The sequence below is a fragment of the Brevibacterium sp. 1718 genome (genome assembly GCF_051131255.1).
GTDB classification, from domain to species: Bacteria; Actinomycetota; Actinomycetes; order Actinomycetales; family Brevibacteriaceae; genus Brevibacterium; species Brevibacterium sediminis.
In genome coordinates this window covers 2,482,672-2,503,306 of sequence record NZ_CP186550.1, presented here as the reverse complement: position 1 = coordinate 2,503,306, position 20,635 = coordinate 2,482,672, and the positions used below count along the sequence as shown (strand labels likewise).

The 20,635-nt window shown below is 64.6% G+C and carries 13 protein-coding genes; 8 read left to right on the top strand and 5 right to left on the bottom strand.

Annotated elements, in window-relative coordinates:
* Positions 1–5 precede the first annotated feature (5 nt).
* Both ACOZ9V_RS11210 and ACOZ9V_RS11205 read right to left on the bottom strand, forming a co-directional pair.
* Positions 6–872, bottom strand: coding sequence for a branched-chain amino acid ABC transporter permease (locus ACOZ9V_RS11210; RefSeq protein WP_139469740.1), 867 nt, complete (start codon positions 870–872; stop codon positions 6–8).
* A gap of 85 nt (positions 873–957) precedes the next feature.
* A complete protein-coding gene (locus ACOZ9V_RS11205) occupies positions 958–2,172 on the bottom strand; it encodes an ABC transporter substrate-binding protein (RefSeq protein ID WP_434589999.1) in 1,215 nt (404 codons plus the stop codon).
* Positions 2,173–2,618: 446 nt separating this feature from the next.
* Between ACOZ9V_RS11205 and ACOZ9V_RS11200 the strand changes: the two genes are divergently transcribed.
* Complete coding sequence (locus ACOZ9V_RS11200) at positions 2,619–3,362, top strand: SDR family oxidoreductase (RefSeq protein ID WP_259358864.1); 744 nt, start codon at positions 2,619–2,621, stop codon at positions 3,360–3,362.
* 51 nt (positions 3,363–3,413) lie between these two features.
* Positions 3,414–4,613, top strand: coding sequence for an acetyl-CoA C-acyltransferase (locus ACOZ9V_RS11195; RefSeq protein WP_434589997.1), 1,200 nt, complete (start codon positions 3,414–3,416; stop codon positions 4,611–4,613).
* Positions 4,614–4,775: 162 nt separating this feature from the next.
* On the opposite strand, the gene ACOZ9V_RS11190 is transcribed toward ACOZ9V_RS11195, so the two are convergent.
* Entirely contained in the window at positions 4,776–7,706 is a 2,931-nt protein-coding gene (locus tag ACOZ9V_RS11190) for an HNH endonuclease signature motif containing protein (RefSeq protein WP_434589994.1), read from the bottom strand.
* A 295-nt stretch (positions 7,707–8,001) separates the two neighbouring features.
* On the opposite strand from ACOZ9V_RS11190, the gene ACOZ9V_RS11185 reads away from it, so the two are divergent.
* Positions 8,002–9,318: an MATE family efflux transporter gene (locus tag ACOZ9V_RS11185; protein ID WP_181271735.1), complete on the top strand. Its 1,317-nt coding sequence runs from the start codon at positions 8,002–8,004 to the stop codon at positions 9,316–9,318.
* Positions 9,315–10,172 (top strand): GNAT family N-acetyltransferase, encoded by an 858-nt coding sequence (locus tag ACOZ9V_RS11180; protein WP_434589992.1) that lies wholly within the window; start codon positions 9,315–9,317, stop codon positions 10,170–10,172. The genes ACOZ9V_RS11185 and ACOZ9V_RS11180 overlap by 4 nt, the downstream gene beginning before the upstream one ends.
* A 32-nt stretch (positions 10,173–10,204) precedes the next feature.
* On the opposite strand, the gene ACOZ9V_RS11175 is transcribed toward ACOZ9V_RS11180, so the two are convergent.
* Entirely contained in the window at positions 10,205–11,659 is a 1,455-nt protein-coding gene (locus ACOZ9V_RS11175) for a M1 family metallopeptidase (protein ID WP_434589989.1), read from the bottom strand.
* Positions 11,652–15,668 (bottom strand): Pls/PosA family non-ribosomal peptide synthetase, encoded by a 4,017-nt coding sequence (locus tag ACOZ9V_RS11170; RefSeq protein WP_434589987.1) that lies wholly within the window; start codon positions 15,666–15,668, stop codon positions 11,652–11,654. Before ACOZ9V_RS11170 ends, ACOZ9V_RS11175 begins: the two co-directional genes overlap by 8 nt.
* 256 nt (positions 15,669–15,924) lie before the next feature.
* Here ACOZ9V_RS11170 and ACOZ9V_RS11165 point away from each other — a divergent pair, with 256 nt between their 5' ends.
* The 4 genes from ACOZ9V_RS11165 to ACOZ9V_RS11150 all read left to right on the top strand — a co-directional run bounded on the left by ACOZ9V_RS11165 (position 15,925) and on the right by ACOZ9V_RS11150 (position 20,549).
* On the top strand, positions 15,925–17,139 hold the full coding sequence (locus tag ACOZ9V_RS11165) for an amidohydrolase family protein (protein ID WP_434589985.1): 1,215 nt from the start codon (positions 15,925–15,927) through the stop codon (positions 17,137–17,139).
* Positions 17,140–17,290: 151 nt separating this feature from the next.
* On the top strand, positions 17,291–17,794 hold the full coding sequence (locus ACOZ9V_RS11160; RefSeq protein ID WP_181271731.1) for a DedA family protein: 504 nt from the start codon (positions 17,291–17,293) through the stop codon (positions 17,792–17,794).
* Positions 17,795–17,988: 194 nt separating this feature from the next.
* On the top strand, positions 17,989–19,380 hold the full coding sequence (locus ACOZ9V_RS11155) for a sodium:proton antiporter (RefSeq protein WP_139469748.1): 1,392 nt from the start codon (positions 17,989–17,991) through the stop codon (positions 19,378–19,380).
* Complete coding sequence (locus ACOZ9V_RS11150) at positions 19,377–20,549, top strand: MFS transporter (RefSeq protein WP_434589981.1); 1,173 nt, start codon at positions 19,377–19,379, stop codon at positions 20,547–20,549. The genes ACOZ9V_RS11155 and ACOZ9V_RS11150 overlap by 4 nt, the downstream gene beginning before the upstream one ends.
* The last annotated feature ends 86 nt before the right edge of the window (positions 20,550–20,635 follow it).

Genomic DNA, 20,635 nt, shown 5'->3' with positions numbered 1-20,635 from the left:
TGGGTTCATCGCTGCACCGCCTTCGTGAACAGTCCGTTCGGCTTGATGGCCAGCACGGCGACGAGAACGATGAATGCCACGGCCTCACCGACGGCGGAGGAGATGTAGGTCGCCGTCATCGTCTCTGCGATGGCGAGTGCGAAACCGCCGACGATGGCGCCGGGAAGCGACCCCAGACCACCGAGGATGATAATGGCGAACACCTTGAGATTGAGTGCGTCGCCCATCGTCGGGGACAGGAGATTGATCGGTGCGACGAGGCCCGCCGCGATGGTGGCCAGGAGGGCGGACAGCCCCAGTGTCAGCATTGAAACCATTGACGGGTTGATGCCGACCAGCGATGCACCGACGCGGTCCTGTTCGATCGCTTCGATCGTCTGGCCATGGATAGACCGCTTGATGAACAGCGCCAACAGCGCCAAGACGATCACAGCGGTGACGATGATGACGATTCGCTGCGCAGAGATCTCGGCGCCGAGAATGCGGAGTTCGCCAGTGATCGGTGTGTCCATGCGGCGGAAGTCAGCGCCCCAGATCGCTTGGGCCAGTGCTTGGAAGAAGAACATCGCACCGACGGCCGCGATCATGTGGTGAGTGTGTGGGGAGTTGCGCAGGGGGTGGAAGACGAGGCGCTCGAGACCGACTCCGACAATGAAGAGCATGATCGCAGCGATGCCGATTGCGGCGATATAGGGAACGCCGACGGTTGTCAGGAAGAAGTAGGTGATGTAGGCGCCGAGCATATACAGCGCACCGTGAGCCAGGTTGGGAATGCGCAGCACTCCGAATACCAATGTCAGCCCGATCGCAGCGAGACAGTAGACACCGCCCAGCGCGAGGCCATTAAAGAGTTGTTGGATGAAGAGGGTCATGATTGTCGGGTCCTCTGCAGGCATGAGTGCGGCCCGGGTGAGGCGCACCGATGCGCCTCACCTTAAGAACGGCCGTTGACGGAGATTACTTGTCGTCGGATACCTGTTCGATCGGCACCTTGGTGTATTTGCCGTCCTCATTGAGGAAGGTTGCTTCCAGGTTGGGATTGAGGAGGTGGCCCTGTTCTGTGATCTCGTCGGGGAAGCCATTGACCTTGTACTTGTCATCGACCTCAGGCAGTGCCTCGCTGATGGCTTCGCGAATCTTCTCGGGGTCGTCGGTTGTCCCCGCAGCTTCCATCGCCTTCGCGATGATCGCAATTCCCTGGTAGTTCAGCGCCGTTTCACTGGTCAGGACCTTCTTCTCTCCGGCCTTCTCAGCAAATTTCTTCAGGAAGTCCTCGGTACCGGGATCCTCATATTCGGAGACTGGCAGGACACCGACCGAATTCTTGAGATTGTCGAGCTTCGTCACCGTGGCCATTTCATCCAGTTTCGCCTGGTCCATGACGAGGAAGCTGCCCTTGAAGCCCTGCTTTCGAGCTTCTTCCATGATCAGCGCTGTCGGTTGGGAAGGTCCGCCGACGAAGATGGCGTCGGGCTTCTCTGACAGGGCTTTCGAGACGGGGCCCGCAAAGTCGGACACGGTGGCGTAGTCGACACTGTTGTCGCCGCCGATCTTCCCGCCGGCTTCACTCCAGGCATCCTTGATCGACTTGGTCCACTGTTGTCCGTACTCACTCTGAGTACCTAGCAGAGCGAGCTTCTTGCCTCCGTGCTCCATGGCAGTTTCGGAGAATTCCTCGGCATAGGACTCGAAGTTCGGAGGAATCATCATCGTCAGAGGGTTGTCGGCCTGCACGATCGCCGGGTCAGAGGTGTAGGCGGAGATGAGGAAGTTCGACCTGCCGCTGTTGATCTGCTGAATCGCCTTGATCGCTCCGGCGTTCGGGGAGACGACCACCGGGGCCTTGTCCTGATCGGCCAATCGTTGAGCATTGCTTGCCGCGGTGGATGGTGCGTATTTGTCGTCGAGGGACTTCAGCTCCAGTGTCACGGGATTGCCGTCGACCTCTACACCGTCTGCGTTGAGGTCGTCGATGGCCATTTCGAGACCGATCTTCACGTTCTCGCCGTACGCGGCGCCTCCTCCGCTGAGCGGTCCGGTGTAGCCGATGACAACCGTGTCGCCCTCACCCGAGCCACCACCGCCTCCGCAGGCTGTGGCAGTCAATGCGATTGCTCCCATGATTGCGGCTGCCGAGAGTCTGCGGCGGCGACTTCGCGAGACAGAGTTCATCTTTTCTCCTTTGAAAAGCTCTTGGAACACGTTTGCTCCACACGTTGCCCGAGCCGTCGTCAGTGACGGTGCTCGGAGTCGTCGGCAATCCGTAATGGACTTCGACTGATGTGAACACTTCCAAATCACTCTGGTGAAGTCAATGGTTTTGAGCTAGATTTTTGAACGTTCGATAACCTGCCGGGCGAGCCGGGCAGGGAGAACAAAAGGCGAGGTCGGGGTGCTTGCGAGCGGAGCTTCGCAGAACGGCGTCGAGGTTTTGAGTCGCTGGACCCAGCTATATGTCTGAAAGGTGAGCAAACAATCGTTCAGTGACGGAATTGGTCTACAGTGGCCTTAGCTGCATGGGAGAGCTGTGTCACATCGGTTCCGGTGCAGACGCGAACCGCAGTCGAACACTCGGTTCCCCACGGCAATGACGCAACATCATCTTTAGGAGCTTGTTCATGACTCGTACAGCAATCGTCACAGGTGGAGGCCGCGGCATCGGAGCCGCCATCGCCAAGCGACTCGGAGCCGACGGACTCAAGGTCGCCGTTCTTGATATGGGCCCCACCGATGAGACCGTTGCCGCCATCAAGGAAGCCGGCGGCGAAGCGCTCGGCCTCGAAGCCGATGTCTCTGACGAAGACTCGGTCAACGCTGCGGTCAAGCAGGTCGCCGAGACCCTCGGCGCGCCGACCGTTCTGGTCAACAACGCAGGGATCCTGCGTGACAACCTCCTGTTCAAAATGACTCACGAGGAGTTCAACAAGGTTCTCTCCGTCCACCTCGGGGGAGCGTTCCTCATGGCTCGGGCCGTGCAGTCGTACATGGTCGAAGAGAAGTTCGGCCGCATCATCTCGATGTCCTCCACCTCGGCTCAGGGCAACCGCGGACAGACGAACTACTCCGCTGCCAAGGCCGGCATCCAGGGAATCACGAAGACCTGGGCGATCGAGCTCGGCAAGTTCGGCATCACCGCGAACGCCATCGCTCCCGGCTTCATCGAAACCGATATGACCAAGGCCACCGCCGAGCGCGTAGGTATGGGCTTCGAGGAGTTCGTCGAAGCTTCGGTCAAGCAGATCCCCGTGGCACGATCGGGCAAGCCCGAGGACATCGCCCACACGGCATCGTTCCTCGCCTCCGAGGGTGCCGGATTCGTCTCCGGTCAGGTCATCTACGTCGCCGGCGGTCCGAAGGACTGATCGCCACCGTCCTCACGACGAGTTCACGAACATCTTCGAAAGGTGAGACCCATGAGAGAAGCAGTGATTGTGTCGACGGCCCGCACGCCGATCGGCAAGGCCTACCGTGGTGCCTTCAACGACACCCAGGCTCAGGAGTTGGCCGGCCACGCGATCAAACATGCCGTAGAGCGCGCCGGTCTGGAAGGCGGTGAGGTCGAGGACGTCGTCTTCGGTGCCGCTTTGCAGCAGGGCAGCCAAGGGACGAATGTCGCTCGGCAGGCGGCACTGCGAGCCGGGCTTCCTGTGACGGTTCCGGGCATGTCGATCGACCGACAGTGCGCTTCCGGGCTGATGGGCATCACGACCGCGGCGAAGCAGGTCCTCTTCGACGGCCAGGAGATCGCCGTCGGCGGTGGCGTGGAGTCGGTGTCGCTGGTCCAGAATGACAAGATGAACACGTTCCGGGCCAAGGATCCGTGGCTCGTGGAGCGCATCCCGGGCATCTACTACCCGATGCTGGCGACGGCCGAGGTCGTGGCCGAACGTTACGGCGTCAGCCGTGAGGCTCAGGACGAGTACTCCTTGTCTTCGCAGCAGCGGACCGCCGCTGCTCAGGAGGCCGGACGGTTCGATGACGAGATCGTGCCTCTGCCGACGACGAAGGTCGTCGTCGACAAGGAGACGAAGGAGACCTCGCGCCAGGATGTGCTCCTCGAAGCCGACGAGGGCAACCGCCCATCGACGACGCTTGAGAGCCTTGCCGGACTCAATCCGGTGCTCGATCCCGGCGTGGCGTCGAAGGTTCCGAGCATCACCGCCGGCAACGCCTCGCAGCTCTCCGACGGAGCCTCTGCTTCGGTGGTCATGTCGAGCGACGAAGCCAGTCGGCGCGGACTCGAACCGCTGGGCGTCTACCGCGGTATGGCCGTGGCCGGCTGTGAGCCGGACGAAATGGGCATCGGACCGGTGTTCGCTATTCCGAAGCTGTTGAAGACCCATGGCTTGTCGATCGATGACATCGGACTCTGGGAACTCAACGAGGCCTTCGCCGTGCAGGCGCTGTACTGCCGTGACCGCCTCGGCATCGACCCGGAGAAGTACAACGTCGACGGCGGCGGTATCTCCGTTGGACATCCCTATGGAATGACCGGTGCCCGTCTCGTCGGTCACGCTCTCATCGAGGGACGTCGCCGCGGAGTGAGGTACGTCGTCGTCACGATGTGCATCGGCGGCGGCCAAGGCGCAGCCGGACTGTTCGAGGTCTGCTGAGGCATTCCGCCGGCAGCTCAGCAGGAACGGAGGGCCGACGATTCTCTGGTCATTCTGACCGAGAACCGCCGGCCCTTTCTGCGTGCTCCGTTGATGTGGAGAGCGACGACTCTCAGGTTGAGAGGACCTGCCTCAGGGCATTGCGGGGTTGTCGGAGTCGTCTCAGAACGGTGGAGGTTCGCCGTTGTCCCAGAACCAGCTGCGCAGTTCGGCGTTGTCCTCGTCTGTACGCGCGGTGCCAGATGTGGTGCCGGAACTGCTCGGAGCAGGTGCGGGTGTGAAAGCGAAGAGGTCCTCGCCGGTGAGCTCCCTCCAGCCAGGGGATCCGTCGGCCGCGGCCGGTTCAGGGCATTCCCGTGCTCGCTTCCGATCGCCGGGCGCGGGATCAGCGGTGTGTGCATCGCCGCTGTGTGCATCGCCGCCCTGTGCGGACGACGTCTCGGCGCCAGACTCAAGATCGCTGCCGGACCCAGGACCGCCGTTTGACCCAGGACCGCTGTTGGACCCAGGACCGCTGCCGGACTCGTGCTCGGCTACTGGAGCGCTTTCGCGAGTCAGAGGACCCTCTGTGCTCAAATCCTCCGGTGCTGCTGCTCGTCCCGTGCGCGAGAGGCCCCTGCCGAACCGTTCGAGGAACAGCCGCGCATGCTCAACGCTGATCGGGTTGTCCGGTGAGACGACCTCCACGGTGACGCCCTTGCGGAAGACGTACTCCAGGTGGCCGGGTTCGGCCATCCGCACGTCGAAACTGCCGTTGGTCTTCTGCATGTGGTGGGCTTTGCACAGGCAATGGAGATTTCCGAAGCGAGTAAGACCACCCTGGGTCGGGTCGGAGTGGTTGAACGGGTCGATGTGGTCCACCTCTGACACCTCGGCGGGCTGAGTGCACCCGGGGAAGGTGCACGTAACGAACTGAGCGACGAGTGTTTTGCGTACGCTGTTGGGAATGGCGTAGGACGTTGCCTTCGCATCGACCGGTGTTCCGGTCGCAGGGTCGGTCAGCAGCCGGGTCCAGGTGGTGGAGTATCCTGCGACCCGCCGTGCCATGTCGGCGGGAATCGGCGACCCGTCTGGAAGCATGCCCGCCAGATCGCACACCTCATTTGAGGTCAGCGGTCCGTCAGGTCCTGTGGTCGGTGTGTTTGAGTTGGTCGGTGTGGTCGGTGTGGTCGGTGTGGTCGGTGCGGTCGGTGGTTCGGCCGTGGGCGGCAGGTCCGGGGAAACTATGGGCGGCGGTGGCGCATCAGGGGGATCGGTGCTCAGTGGCGGTGGACCCGGCGGATCGTTTGTCGGCGGCGGCGCACCCGGGGGATCGGCGGTAGGTGGCGGAACGTTGCCGTCTTCCGACTGGAATTGGGTGAGCAGAGTCAGCAGAGGAACGGTGATGAAGGTGCTGGCCTGATTTGCCAGCCAATACTCACTGGTCGGCATATCAAGCAGGAACTCGAAACTGATGCGGCGCTCGCCGGCGTCGAGGATGGGATTGCCGAAAGCATCGATTACTCCCGCTGTCTCTGCTCCGGTGCCCTCAACTGCGGGGCGAGCTCCGCTGGCACGCGATCCGATGAAAGTTGAGAGCGCGTCGACCTTGTCGCGGTCCGTGGCGCTGTTGCTGCTGAGGATGGCCTCGAGCATCTGGGATTCGAAGACGCGGTCGGCCGGTGTGGTGGGTGCATCGGTGGTGGAGCCATCTTGAGCGGAGGTTTCCGAATCGGTTGGCACAGGTTGAGCCTGTGATTGGCAGCCGGTCTTGTCCATGTCGTCGAATACCCGCTCGATGTAGTCGAGCAGGGACTCACCCTCGTGCATCGGTGTGCCGTCGGGTCCGGCGAAGAGGCCGTCGAGAGGGAAATCGGTGCTTGTCGACGAGCTGTCGGTGTCGTTCGTGCTGATGATGCGCAGCTTCAGCTGCGGACGCGTGCGCGTGAGGATGTCGAACATGAGAGCCGAGATCGTACGCTCCTCATCAAAGCAGTCTCCAGCCTTCAACTGACCTGAGAACGCACTCGTATTGCTCTTATGCACTGCCCGGGCAAAGGCGTCGAGCCTTCTGAAGCACGCTTGAAGCTCCGGTGCGGGCCCGGTCAGGGTGAGGTACGCAGTCCCATCGTCGCCGCTGCTGAAATCGACCCGACGACGCAGTGAAACACTCTTCAGAGTGTCCTCGGCCGGTTGGATTACCGCGATTTTCAAGGCGACCGAGCGCTTGAACGTCTCGATCGTGATGTCGGCGCGTCTGTGCGCCAGATAATCGTCGAACTCCGGCAGGTGCTCGAAGTGCAGGTCACGGCATGCGCGAGTGACACAATCGACGTGCTCGATCGTGAAGTCCCCATCGAGGCATCGCTTGAGGAACTTCGGAAGTCCCTGGGTCAGCGTCATCGACGAGGTCATATGCCTGAGCGAGTTACTCGTCGTTGCCCCGAGGAGACTCGAATAGACCCCGGCCTCGGTCGGTTCGATGCTGCCGCGCAGCCACGTGAAGAACGTCAGTTTCGGGTCGTAGCCGGGAAAGTCAGGCAGCAGAGCGGGGTCGGTCAGCAGCTGCTTTGCCAGCTTCTTCACGCGACGAGTGCGGCGACCGGCAGCGCGGTCCTTCTTCCGTCCTTTGTCTGCGTCGATCTTCCTCCCGGTTTCGGCCTCGACAGCGGCCAGTGCCTGGGTCCATGCACGTGTCTCTCTTCGGGTCCAGCTTCTGGTCGACGAGAATGCGTCGTCGTCAGCAACGTCGACGATGCAGTCGTCGCCGTCGGACTCACGATCGACTCCCTTGTCCTCGGGCAGACGGTGCCGGGCAGCGGTTCTGGTAAAAGATGCGAATTCGTAGACCGTATCGAGCCGAGTGCCCATGAGCCCCAGAGCGTAGGCGACATCCTGGGCCACGACGTGGCTGGTGGCGATAAAGGAATTGACCTGGGCGAGGCTGCTCTGCGCATAGGTGCTCAGCAGGTCGACAAGCTCATTCTCCTCGGCGATCTCCATGCGACGTCCGTGAGCGCGGCGGAACTGGGACAGAGCTCGACGGTCAGCCCCTGCAGGGGGAGCGGTGGGCAGACCGAATGCCTGTCCGTCACTGTCTCCGATGTTCTTCATCGGTCTCTCACCTCTCCACGCCTCTGTGGAAGTCAGTCGTCAGGGAAGTCGGCTATCTCAATTATACGATCCCCAGAATGAATTGAAAGTCACAACTCGATTTCAAATAGAACTGATAATACATAATGTTGCGTCCAAGGTTGTTAGTTTGAGTCCGGTCGGTCACTGACCTGTTTGTCGTCCGACTCTACAGTTCGGCACTGACATGACATTGCGATCCGGCCTGAACTCGCGTCCCCGCTACAGCATTCCTGCGAAACCGTCCCCGGCGCACCGGTTCGCTAGAATCGGGGACGTGGCAGCGATCGACAAAGACATTCTCCGTTTGGCCCTACCCGCACTCGGAGCCCTGATCGCCGAACCCATTTTCCTGCTCACGGACACGGCCATGGTGGGCCACCTCGGTGCCGGTGCCCTGGGATCGCTGGCGATCGCCTCGACGATCCTGCAGACGGTGCTCGGCCTGATGATCTTCCTCGCCTATGCTACGACGCCGCGGGTGGCGAAACGGATGGGATCGGGGGACCGGCCGGGCGCGATCACGGCCGGATTCGACGGAATCTGGCTGGCACTGGGAACCTCCGTCCTGCTCATCATCATCGGGCTGCCCCTGCTGAATACAGCGATCGAGGCCTTCGACCCGGATCCGATCATCACCGCGGGTGCACACTCCTACCTTGCGATCTCATGGTGGGGGCTGCCATTCATGCTCATGGTCATCGCGGCCACCGGACTGCTGCGCGGACTTCAGGACACGAAGACCCCGCTGCTCGTCGCGGCCGCCGGCTGCATCGCCAATATCGGCCTCAACGCCATCTTCATCTACGGCCTCGACATGGGAGTCGCGGGATCGGCGATGGGCACGGTCATCGCGCAGGCCGGAATGTGCACGGTCTACCTCACCATCTCCATCCGCGCGGCCCGTCGCCTCCACGCCAGCATCCGCCCTGACTGGACAGGCGTGTTCACCTCGGCGAAGACCTCCGGATGGCTGTTGGTGCGCAACGCCTCGCTGCGTGCTGCCCTCATCCTCCTCGTCTTCCTGGCCACGGCGATGGGCACGACGGACCTCGCCGCGATCCAGGTCGCTCAGAGCATCTTCTTCGCTCTCGCCCTCGCCCTCGATTCCTTGGCCATCGCGGGCCAGGCGATGATCGGCCTCGAGCTGGGGGCGAAGAACACCGAGGCGGTCGCCGCGATCAACCGCCGCCTGTGCCTGTGGGGGATCGTCTTCGGCATCGTCGTCGGCGTCGTCCTGTTCGCCGGCTCCGGAATCATCCCCCGTGCCTTCGCCTCGGACCCGGCCGTGGTAGCGGCACTGGCCGCCCTCCTGCCGGTCCTCGCCTTGAGCATGCCGATCGCAGGCTTTGTCTTCGTCCTCGACGGAGTGCTCATGGGAGCTGAGGACGCGAAGTATCTGGCTCTGGCACAATTGGTCGCTGTGATCGGATACGCAATTCTGCTCATCCCGATCATCAGCATCTGGCCGGGAGCACCCGGACTCTGGGCCGGCTTCTGCATCGGATTCGTCGGTTTCCGCGCCCTGACACTGGGCTGGCGAGTACGCAACCGGGCGTGGATCGAACGCGCCGTCGAGAAAGGAATCTCATGAACGCTGCACACACTGACGCTCATGATTCGCAGAACACTTCCGCTGATTCGCCGGACACCACCGCTGAGGCGGCCGCCGCCTCCCTGCGCGGACGGATCCGTCCGCTCCCGGCCGAGACCGATGACGAGACCTTCCTGCCCTTCCTCGATCTGTGCTTCAACTGGTCGATGGACAGGCCCCGAATCGAACTCGAGGACCTCCGCTACCGCAGCGATGCCGTCTTCTACTACCGCGGCTGGGGACGAGAGGGAGATATCGCCGTCGCCGCGCACGCCGAAGCCGATGCGCAGTCACCGATCGTCGGACTCGCCTGGGTGCGCCTGGCCGATATCGACGATGTCGTCGGGAGGGCCGATGAGAAGGTGGGCGGAGACTTCGCCGCAGCATTGGACAAGACCGGCACCGAGGTGGTCCGCAGCGAAGTCGTGCCCGAGGGTGACGCTGACGCTGAGGTTGAGGCTGATGCTGGGGCTGGCTTAGGTTCAGATGCACCGGCCGGTGCCGACACCGACGGGTCCGCTGACGCAGACAACGCAGCCGCCGAGTCCGAGGCCGCCGAGTCCGCGGCCGTCGATCTGACGCCGTCGGATGAGCAGATGCCCTTCACCGGGTACGGCTGGGTCGCAGCCGACATCCCTGAACTTTCGATGGCAGTGCTGCCCGACCACCAGGGGCAGGGAATCGGCGGCGCCCTTCTCGATACGGTCTGCGCTCTGGCGCGGATGAGCGGCTTTCCCGCCGTCAGCCTGTCCGTCGAGGACGGCAACGGTGCGGCGAAACTCTACGCCGACCACGGATTCGTGTCCGTCGGACGCAACGGCGACTCGGACGTGCTCGTCCGCAAGCTCGGCTGAGGCGCAGTCAGCTCCTCAGGTCCCTGACCTCTTTACGGAAGCTCCGGAAGTTCGAGCTCTTCGAGCCAGGGGCGGACCACCTCGGCGATATCACGCTCTGCCACTTCGGAGACACAGCGGATGAACTCCTCGGTGCTCACCGACGAATGACGGTACCGCTTCGTCCACTCGCCGACGGCGGTGAAGAACTCCGCATCGCCGAGCTCGATGCGCAGAGCATGCAGGCACAGGGCACCGCGCTTATACACGCGGTCATCGAACATGTCCGGCCCGCCCGGATCACCGAGCATGATGTCCTGCGGCTGAGCGGACAGCTCCTCCCACCACTGCCGCGCACGCTCATCGGCGCTCGCGCGCCCGGACTCCTCCGACCACAGCCACTCCGCATAGCAGGCGAAGCCCTCATTGAGCCAGATGTCCCTCCACCGTGACGGTGTGAGCGAGTTTCCGAACCACTGGTGCGCCATCTCGTGGGCGACGAGACGCTCGGCCTCCCACTCCGGTCCCAGATGATTGGGACCGAGCACGGACAGCGGCTGCGACTCGAGCGGGATCTCGAGCACATCATCGGTCACGACCACGTCATAGACGTCGAACGGATAGGGTCCGAAGCGGTCGATGAACAGGTTCATCATTCCGTGTTGGACACCGAGGCGATCGACTGCCACATCCCAATGATCATCGGCATAGACGCCGAGGGGAACAGGGGACTCTGTCCGGCTGTGCCTCGTTCGCTTGCCCGACGAATCGTGAACAGACACGTCCTTACCGGCAGCGCCGGCGACTCCTCGGACAGCGCTCGATAGGGCGTCTCCGGCCGAACCGGTAACGGCATCCTTCGCCGCCCCGCGCATCGCGGCGCCGAACCTCGTCGCACCGGAGCTCAATGGAATCTGCCCGTACTTGTAGCGACCGATCTGCACCGTCGCCAAATAGGTCGCCAGGGGAGTCGTCGACTCATAGGTCCAGCGGGTCCGCCCTGCCTTGCGCGTCTTCTTCGTCAGCGACCCATTGGACACCACCGTGTACTCGGACTCGACGAGCACCGAGACCCTGTACTGGGATTTGTTCGAGGGATGGTCATTGCACGGGAACCAGGTCGAGGCACCGACGGGCTGACCGGCCACGAGCACCCCGTCTTCGAGCTCCTCCCAGCCGACGTCTCCCCAGGTGCCGATCGCCGGTTCCGGATTGCCCGTGTAGCTGATGTCGATGACCACAGGCTGGTCGCTCTTCAGCGCCGGGGTCGTCAGCCGCAGCTTCTTCCCTCGTGCGGAGAAGCGGACCTTCTTGCCGTTGACGCTGGCTTTCGTCACCCGCAGACCCGTGAGATCGAGGACGATCGACGAAGTTTCCGTGAGGACGCGTCCCTTGAGCACCGCCCTGGCGGAGAGCCGATTCGGGCCGATCCGGTAGTCGAGGTCGAGATCGTAGTGGTCGATGTGAAGGTCCGCATTGCCGACGCCCTGGGTGTAGGAATCAAGCATGCGATCGGCTCGATCGGTCGCCGTCGGAGCCTGCGTCCTCGTCGGCGGCACTTCCGCCGGCGCAGTCGCGGCCGTCTTCGTCTCGGCCTTCTTCTTGGAGTGAGGGAAGTTCTGGGGCATCCACCCAGGGTATGACAGGATTGCCGCTGAAGTAGGCATGGGCCGGCACGAACTCGCCGCGCATGACCAGCGACGTCGCTCCCACCGTGGCGTTCTCGCCCAGGGTGGAGGCTGGGAGGATGACGCTGTTGGGCCCCAAAGTGGCACCGGGATCGAGTTGAACGGTATCAAGGCTCATCACCCGATCGTGGAACAGGTGAGTCTGGACCACACAGCCGCGGTTGACCGTCGAGTTGTCCCCGAGGTCGACGAGGTCGGCCTCCGGCAGCCAGTAGGACTCGCACCATACGCCGTGCCCGATCTTCGCACCCATCGCCCGCAGGTACCACACGATCGCCGGCGTGCCCACGGCGTTCCGGGCGAACCAGGGAGCGGCCACGAGCTCGACGAAGCAGTCGGCGACCTCGTTGCGCCAGATGAATGACGACCACAGCGGATGCTCCCCGGGCCGGATCGGACCGGCGAGGATCCATTTCGCAGCCACGGCCAGTCCCGCCGCCACGGCACCGGCGGCCATCATCACGACCCCCGAGGTGAGCAGGGCCAGCAGCACGGAGGTGAGGAACGTCGTCGACTGAGCGGCCACCCCGCCCGGTAGCCCGAGGAAGAACCAGATGGTGAGCACGACAGCTGTGATGAGCACGCCGCCGGCGATGATCGATGAGATCCGCAGGGTCTCCCAGAAGGCACGGGCGGCCTTGACCCCGAAGGTCGGAGCGTAGGTGAGCGACTCGTCGGATTCCACGGCGGCGCGGCGCAGCTGCACCGGGGGAGAGCCGAGCCACGACGATCCCTTCTTCGCCTTCGCCGGTGCCGCCGACAGCACCGCCACGAGGGAGTTCTTCGGCACTCTGCGGCCGGGTGAGGCGATTCCCGAGTTGCCGAGGAAGGCGCGTTTGCCGACCTTCGCGCGCCCGGCCCGCATCCAGCCGTGGCCGAGTTCGTAGCTGGCGACCATGGTGTCATCGGCGAGGAAGGCACCGGCCGCGATCGTCGTCATCTTCGGAACGAAGACAACGGTGGAGATCTCAGTGCCCGGACCTACCTTCGCACCGAGGAGGCGCAGCCACCACGGGGTGAGCATCGACGCGTAGAGGGGGAACAGCAGGTCCCGGGCCATGTCGAGCAGCCGCTCCGTCGCCCACACCCGGTAACCGCGGGCCGAGCGGACAGGGAACTCTCCCTCTTCCATGCCGATCGCCAGGATCCGCACAGCGATGAGGATGAACAGTGCAGTGGTGAAGAACCACAGGCAGGCCACGACCGGTGACCACGCCACCAGCAGCCAGGGCGACTCGACGACCTCGACCCCGGAGACTCCGAGCATCAAGGCGATGCCCGGCAGCACAGCGAGATACGGCAGCAGCGCATTGATCTGCGAGCCGACGGCATAGAACAGGAACGGCAGACGCCGCCTGGGCGGGGGAGCAGGCCAGGACTTCTTCGCCTTCCCGACGCGCACGGCCGGTGAACCCGAGTAGATCTGATTCTTCCGAACCCGTCCGGTCACTGCGGATCCGGCTTCGATGAGGGCCCCGACGCCCACCTCGGCGCCGGGCATGAGCGTCGACCGGGCGCCGATCGTGGCGTTGCGACTGATGTCGATGCGTCCGATGCGCAGCAGATCGCCATCGACCCACCAGCCCTTGAGATCGACCTCGGGTTCGACCGCCGCACCCTCGCCGAGGGTGAGGAAACCGGTCACCGGCGGCACCGAGTGCAGATCGGCATCGGGCCCGATGCGGTTGCCCAACAGCTTCGCATACCAGGTCACCCAGGGTGCGCTCGCCGCCGAGACCGCCGCAGCAAGATCGGCGATATGCTCGGCCAACCACAGTCGCTTGTGCACCCAGCCCGATCGCGGATAGTCCCCGGGCCGGATCCCGATCATGAGCAGACGCGCCGCTCCCGCAGAGATGAGCATTCGTCCCCAGGCGGTGACGAAGACGAGGAAGAGGACGATGATGACCGGCCACGGAGTCAGCGGCAGATCCGCGCCGAGTCCGACACCGATATTTGCCGCCAGCATCGCCAGCACCACCCACCGAACCCCGCCGAGGATGTGCACCGGGATCCCGAGCAGAACCTGGAAGGCCTGCATCCCCCGGGAGGTGCGTGTGATCGTGCGCTTGGGACCCGTCGGTCCGATGCCGGATCCTTCTTCGCCGAGGCAGAGCCTGGACAGGGCGCCGAAGCGCGGATGGGCGTAGATATCGCCGACGGTGACGCTGGGATGGCGGGTGCGCAGCCGGGACACGAGCTGCGCTGCTCCCAGTGAACCGCCGCCGGCGGTGAAGAAGTCCGTACTGCTGCCGGGTCGGGCACCGAGGACCGCGGCCCACTGCTCGGCAACCCACTCCGTGTCCTCGTCGAAGACCTCATCGGATCCGGCCGCCTCGGGGCCGTCATCGAGCGGCCACGGCAGGGCGTTGCGGTCGACCTTGCCCGAGGTCTTCGTGGGCAGATCCTCGACGAGTGCAAGCCGGGGAACGAGCGCGGCCGGCAGTTCGTCACGCAGTCGGGCCTCCCAGGAGGGAAGGTCGGCCTCGCCGGAACCGGCACCGGGGGCGAGATAGCCGATGAGGACGTCCGTGCCGGCCGCGGTCTTCTTCACCGCCGCCGCGGCACCCTCGACTCCGGGTAGAGCCTGCAGGGCGGCATCGATCTCACCGAGCTCGATTCGCCTGCCCCCGAGCTTGATCTGCTCGTCGGCGCGACCGACGAAGATCAGCCCGGCCGGATCGTTGACGACGAGGTCGCCCGACCGGTACGCCCGGTTCCAGCCGAGGCTCGGCATGGGGGCGAACTTCTCGGCGTCCTTGGCCGGGTCGAGATAGCGGGCCAGACCGACCCCGCCGATGATGAGCTCACCGGTCTCTCCATCGGCGACGGGCACGCCATCGGCATCGACGACGGCCAGGTCCCAGCCCTTGAGCGGCAGGCCGATGCGCACCGGCTCGGATCCGTCGAGCACGGCGGCACAGGCGACGACGGTCGCCTCGGTGGGACCATAGGTGTTCCACACCTCGCGGTCATCATCACTGAGCCGCCGTCCAAGTTCGGGCGGACACGCCTCGCCGCCGAAGATGAGGAGGCGGACATTGTCGAGACTCTCCGCCGGCCACAGCGCGGCCAGGGTCGGCACGGTCGAGACGACGGTGATCTGTCGCGACGACAGCCACGGACCCAGATCCATCCCGGACTTCACCAGCGCACGCGGGGCCGGGACCAGGCATGCTCCGTGCCGCCATGCCAACCACATCTCCTCGCAGCTGGCGTCGAAGGCCACGGACAGTCCCGCCAGAACGCGGTCGCCGGGACTCAGCGGCTCCTCGACGCAGAACAGGGCCGCCTCGGCGTCGACGAAGGCCGCGGCCGAACGGTGGGTGACGGCAACGCCCTTCGGGGTGCCCGTCGACCCGGAGGTGAAGATCACCCAGCAGTCGTCATCGGGAGTGGGGGACCGCAGCTCGGAACGGTCGAGGGGTCCGCGGTCGGTGCGGGATTCGATGTGTGGTCCGGCGGTGATCACTCCGGTCACGGCCGCCTCGGCGAACACGGTGCGCGCCCGCTCATCCGGATCGTCGACGTCGACGGGAACGTAGGCCGCGCCGAGCATGAGCGTGGCGAGGATCGCCAGGTACAGATCCACCGACCCCGAGGGGACACGGACGCCGACCTTGTCACCGGGGCCGATCCCGGTCTCGGCCATCTCCAGTGCGAGATCGCGGATCGCAGTGATGAGCTCCGAATAGCTGAGCACCCGGGTGCCGTCGTCGAGGGCCGGCTGATCGGGATGCGCGGCGGCCGACTCGAGGAGGACGTCGATGAGGGTGCGGTCCTCACGGGGCCTTACGGGGGACGGGAACTGCGGTGCGTATTCTCTCACGTGTCTTCCGGGTCGTTCGGGAGCTGATCGGCGCCGGGCCGACCGGTACCGCCGGTGACCATAACCCAGGAAGGTGTCGCGGACGTGAACACGGGTCGGGGCGCGAACAGTGCGCGTTCCGGTTCCGATGTCTGATCTTAAGTCACTGTTCTCCGTGTCACCGCCCTGATCGTCACGGAGAGGTCGTTCGTGATAGATGTGAGGGGACGGCCGTTCACGGTCGACCAGCTGATTTTCAACGATGAGGAGCACGCCCATGGTCACAGTTCTCACCCACGCCACGGTCTTCGACGGAACTCGCTTCCTGCCCGGCACCCGGGACGTCGTCATCGACGGCGGACGGATCGCCTCGGTGGCGGAAGGAGGGCAGGGTTCGCACAACGCCGGAGACGACCACATCGACTGCACGGGGAAGACGATCATCCCCGGAGTCATCGACTGCCACGTCCACCTCACGAGCAGTGGCGCGGCAGCCACCTCGAACTTCCACGACCCGTTCTCGCTCCAGTTCTATAACTCCGTGAAGAATATGGAAGCCACTCTCAAGGGCGGAGTGACGACCGTGCGCGATGCCGGAGGCACAGACCTCGGTGCGAAGGTCGCCGTGGAGACCGGAGTGGTGCGCGGTCCGCGGCTGACGATCGCCGTCAACATCATGTCCCAGACCGGTGGCCACGGAGACTTCCACCTCGTCTCCGGGGCGGAGTCTCCTTTCCTGGCCCCGCACCCCGGCCGGCCCTCGGGGGTCGCCGACGGACTCGAAGAGGTGCAGAAGAAGACCCGCGAACTGCTGCGGGCCGGGGCCGACCACATCAAGATCTGCTCGACCGGGGGAGTGCTCTCCCCTCGCGACGATCCGCGCCACTCGCAATTCACCGAAGCCGAGATCGCTGTCATCGTCGCCGAGGCGGCCGCCCAAGGCGCGTATGTGATGTCCCACGCGCAGGGCGCACCGGGAATCAAGAACGCCGTCCGTGCCGGGGTGCGCTCGATCGAACACGGAATCTACCTCGACGACGAAGCCATCGACCTCATGCTCGAGCACGGCACCTTCCTTGTCCCGACCCTGCAGGCCCCGCAGGCCGTCATCAAGGCCGCCGATGCCGGTGCCGGGCTGCCTGCCTCCGTCGTGGACAAGGCCCGACGCGTCGTCGACGCCCACCAGGAGTCGATCAGCCGGGCCCACGAAGCAGGAGTCCCGATCGCGCTGGGCACCGATGCCGGAGTCGGCCCGCACGGGGAGAACCTCGAAGAGATCAGCCTGCTGGCCGAGGTGGGACTGTCCACGACGGAGGCGCTCGCCGCCGGAACCTCCGTGGCAGCCCGCCTGCTCGATGAAGATCGGGTCGGCCGAATCGGTGAGGGCGGACTGGCCGACCTCGTCGTCGTGGACGGCGACCTGCGCACCGCCGACGTCCGTGGAATCGAGAACCGGGTCAACTCGGTCTACCTCGATGGTGGGCGCGTCTGAGCGGTCACCGCCTCGGTGGGTGAGATCGGTCTCGACCGGCCGCTCTGTGAGGGAAACCTAACCTAACGGGGCTATGATGGGAGCGACCGATCCGTGAAGCCGCAGTGCGTCCGCGCAGCGGAATGCCCAGAGTGAGGAGTGCGCCGCACCGATGAATCCGCTCGACTGGTCGTTTCCGATCGCAGTGACATGGCTGATCATGTTCGGCATCATTGTCGTCCGCGCCGGCGGCACCTTCGTCCTCGGCCGCTTCGCCCGCAAGGGAATCCGCAAGTTCCACCGGGTCGAGAAGATCATGGCCGGACCCAAATACCGCCGCGCCGAGGACACCATCGACCGCTTCGGGGCGCCCGTCGTGGCCCTGAGCTTCCTCACCGTCGGGCTGCAGACCGTGGTCAACCTCGCTGCCGGAACCACGGGGATGCGCTACCGCCGCTACGTCCCGGCGCTCGCCGTCGGAGGATCGCTGTGGGCGCTCATCTACTCGACCGTCGGGTTCCTCGGCTTCAAAGCAGTGGCCAAGGCCTACCAGGCCGAACCGGGACTGACCGTCGGGCTCGGTCTCGTCTTCGTCGTCGCGATCGGCGGTCTGCTCATCGGACTGCGCAAGGATCGCATTCCCGCCGAGGAATCGGCCTCCGCCTCGGCGAACTGACCGGCACCTCTGCTGACTCACCGGCCGCCTCGGCGAACTGAACGATCTTCGCCGGCGGCTCTTTGCATCCATGGGCAAGCTACGTCCGTGTGGCAGACCGTGGTCCGATGCGCTGCGCGAGTTCAGTAGAGTAAGACAGCGTCAACGTCGACTGGACGAGCCTGCTCGTCGACACTGAGTAAAGGAGTCCCCGGATGGTCGTGGCCTGGTGGAGCATCATTCCGTTCGTTCTGCTGCTCGGATGCATCGCGGTGCTCCCGCTCATTCCGGCCACGGAGAAGATCTGGGATCGCAACCTCGTCAAGCTCATCGTCGCGCTCATCCTCGGTGTGCCGATCGCCGTGTGGTTCCTGCTCAGCGGAGAGTCGACGACCGTCATCCACGCGCTGCTCGAGTACTTCCAATTCATCATGCTCATCGGCAGCCTCTTCGTCGCCTCGGGCGGAATCTTCCTCGTCGGCGACATCAAGGCGACTCCGCGGAACAACACGATCTTCCTCGCTGTCGGCGGTGTGCTCGCCTCGTTCATCGGCACCACGGGTGCGGCTATGCTGCTCATCCGCCCGATCCTCAACACGAATCAGGACCGCAAGCACCGCACCCACACCGTCATCTATACGATCTTCATCGTCGCGAACTGCGGCGGTCTGCTCACACCGCTGGGCGACCCGCCGCTTTTCCTCGGAATGCTGCGCGGAGTGCCATTCGAATGGACATTCGGGCTCTGGCCGTACTGGCTGTTCGTCAACGCCCTGCTGCTCATCAGCTACTTCGCACTCGATAAGAAGATGTATGCGAAGGAACCGGCCGAGGCGCTGGCCAAAGATGCCGAGTATGTGACTAAACTCGGCCTGCGCGGCGCCAGCGGTCTGCTGTTCCTCGCGATCATCATCGTGGCCGTCGCTTTCATCCCTTCGGTCGACCTGCATGCGATCGAAACAGGACATGCGAGCGCCTCGGACTTCGTGCCGTGGCGTGAGCTCGTCATGCTCGTCTCCGCGGTGACGTCATTCCTCGTCGGTGACCGCGGTGCACGGTTCAATCTCAACAAATTCACCTGGACGCCGATCCTCGAGGTCGGGTCGCTCTTCATCGGCATCTTCCTCACGATGATGCCGGCCCTGCAGTACCTGGGGCAGATCGCCCACAAGATCCCGCTGGGCGAGATCTCCCTGTTCATCTTCACCGGCGGTCTGTCCTCCGTGCTCGACAATGCTCCCACCTATGTCACCTTCTTCGAGATGGCCGCCCAGGTGCCGGGTGAACCGAAGGTGGCGGGAGTGCCCGAGACCCTGCTCATCGCGGTCTCGCTCGGCGCTGTCATGGGTGGGGCCATCACCTACATCGGCAACGGACCGAACTTCATGGTCAAGTCCGTCGCAGATTCGGCGAATGTGGCGATGCCGAGCTTCGGCGGCTACGTGTGGTGGTCGCTGCGCCGTCTGGTGCCGATCCTCGCCTCGATGGTGCTCATCTTCATGACCGGTTCACTGTGGTGGATTCTGCTCGGAGTCCTGGTCGCGCTCGTGATCCTCGGGCAGGCCGGACGTGACCTGCGCGCGGCGAAAGTCGTCAAGGCAGAGTGAGGGCCGCAGCCGGCGTCGGCCTCTACTTCACCGGCAATGGTGCCGTCTTCGCCGCTCTCCTGCCGTGGTATCCGCTGCTCGTCGACCGACTCGGACTGAGCTCCTGGCAGTTCGGCCTCGTCGTCGCCTGCTTCGCCGGCGGGTCGCTGCTGTCCTCGGTCCTGCCCGCCGCCCTCATCGCCCGATTCGGAGCGCACCGTGTCGTCATCGTTGGGACGGTGATGCTCGGTGTGGCCGCCTCGGCGACGGCGTGGTCGGTCAACGGCGTGATGATGGCGATCTGTCTGCTCCTGTTGGGGTGCTGCGATGCCATCGTCGATGTCGCGCAGAACGTCGTCGGCATCTCCGTCCAGGAGCGGGCCGGTCGCACGATCCTGTCGTCGATGCATGCGCTGTGGAGCCTCGGCGGTCTGCTCAGCGGAGCCGCCGCAACCGCGGCCGCCAGCTCCGGTGCCGACATGCGGGCGTGGCTGGGGCTCATCGGTGTCGCCGCCGTGGTCATCACGATCGTTGGACGCTGCCTCATCGGAGACTACGCCTCGCCGAGGCGGGTCGCCGATTCCGATGCCGCACCTGAGGGCTGTAGCGGAGACCGGGCCGTGGGCGGTTCGAAACGGATGGTCCTCTGGGCGGCGCTGCCCTTGGCGATCGTCGCGATCTGCGGTGCCGCGGTCGAGGACATTGCGAACAACTGGGCGGGGCTGGCTGCGGTCGAATTCGCAGGAGTTCCGGCCGCCTCGGCGGGGATCGCCTTCAGCGTCGTCATCGGCAGCCAATGCCTCGGACGAATCAGCGGGGACGTGCTCGTGACGAGGTTCGGGGCCGGCCGGATCGCGGGCTTCGGTGGCGGTCTCATCGCATGCGGCGGAATCGGCGTCATCGCGGCCCAGGAGCCCGTTCTGCTGCTCGTCTCGATGGGAGCGCTCGGATTCGGGTCAGCGACGCTCGTGCCTGGAGCACTGGGAGCGGCCGCTCGTCTGCCCGGGGTCGGACGTGCCGGGGGAGTGACGCTGGTGAACTGGCTGATGCGGGTGGGGTACCTCGGGACGAGTCCGCTGGTCGGGGTTGTCGCCACCGGAGGGGGACTGCGGTGGGGACTCGGCATCCTCGTGCTCGTCGGCCTCCTGACCGTGGTCTTCGCGAACCGCTTGGACGTCCGTCGGACCTGACGAGTGTGGGCGGGATGTTCCCTGGCTCGAGTCAAGTCCCCTGGCTTGGATTGAATAGACGTCGCCACAACGCGGGGCTGACAGGT

Bases quoted from the DNA above. Each gene is read 5' to 3' on its own strand.
- ACOZ9V_RS11205 (WP_434589999.1), bottom strand. From the start codon at position 2,172: ATGAACTCTGTCTCGCGAAGTCGCCGCCGCAGACTCTCGGCAGCCGCA.
- ACOZ9V_RS11165 (WP_434589985.1), top strand. From the start codon at position 15,925: ATGGTCACAGTTCTCACCCACGCCACGGTCTTCGACGGAACTCGCTTC.
- ACOZ9V_RS11210 (WP_139469740.1), bottom strand. From the start codon at position 872: ATGACCCTCTTCATCCAACAACTCTTTAATGGCCTCGCGCTGGGCGGT.
- ACOZ9V_RS11155 (WP_139469748.1), top strand. From the start codon at position 17,989: ATGGTCGTGGCCTGGTGGAGCATCATTCCGTTCGTTCTGCTGCTCGGA.
- ACOZ9V_RS11190 (WP_434589994.1), bottom strand. From the start codon at position 7,706: ATGAAGAACATCGGAGACAGTGACGGACAGGCATTCGGTCTGCCCACC.
- ACOZ9V_RS11180 (WP_434589992.1), top strand. From the start codon at position 9,315: ATGAACGCTGCACACACTGACGCTCATGATTCGCAGAACACTTCCGCT.
- ACOZ9V_RS11160 (WP_181271731.1), top strand. From the start codon at position 17,291: ATGAATCCGCTCGACTGGTCGTTTCCGATCGCAGTGACATGGCTGATC.
- ACOZ9V_RS11175 (WP_434589989.1), bottom strand. From the start codon at position 11,659: ATGCTTGATTCCTACACCCAGGGCGTCGGCAATGCGGACCTTCACATC.
- ACOZ9V_RS11200 (WP_259358864.1), top strand. From the start codon at position 2,619: ATGACTCGTACAGCAATCGTCACAGGTGGAGGCCGCGGCATCGGAGCC.
- ACOZ9V_RS11195 (WP_434589997.1), top strand. From the start codon at position 3,414: ATGAGAGAAGCAGTGATTGTGTCGACGGCCCGCACGCCGATCGGCAAG.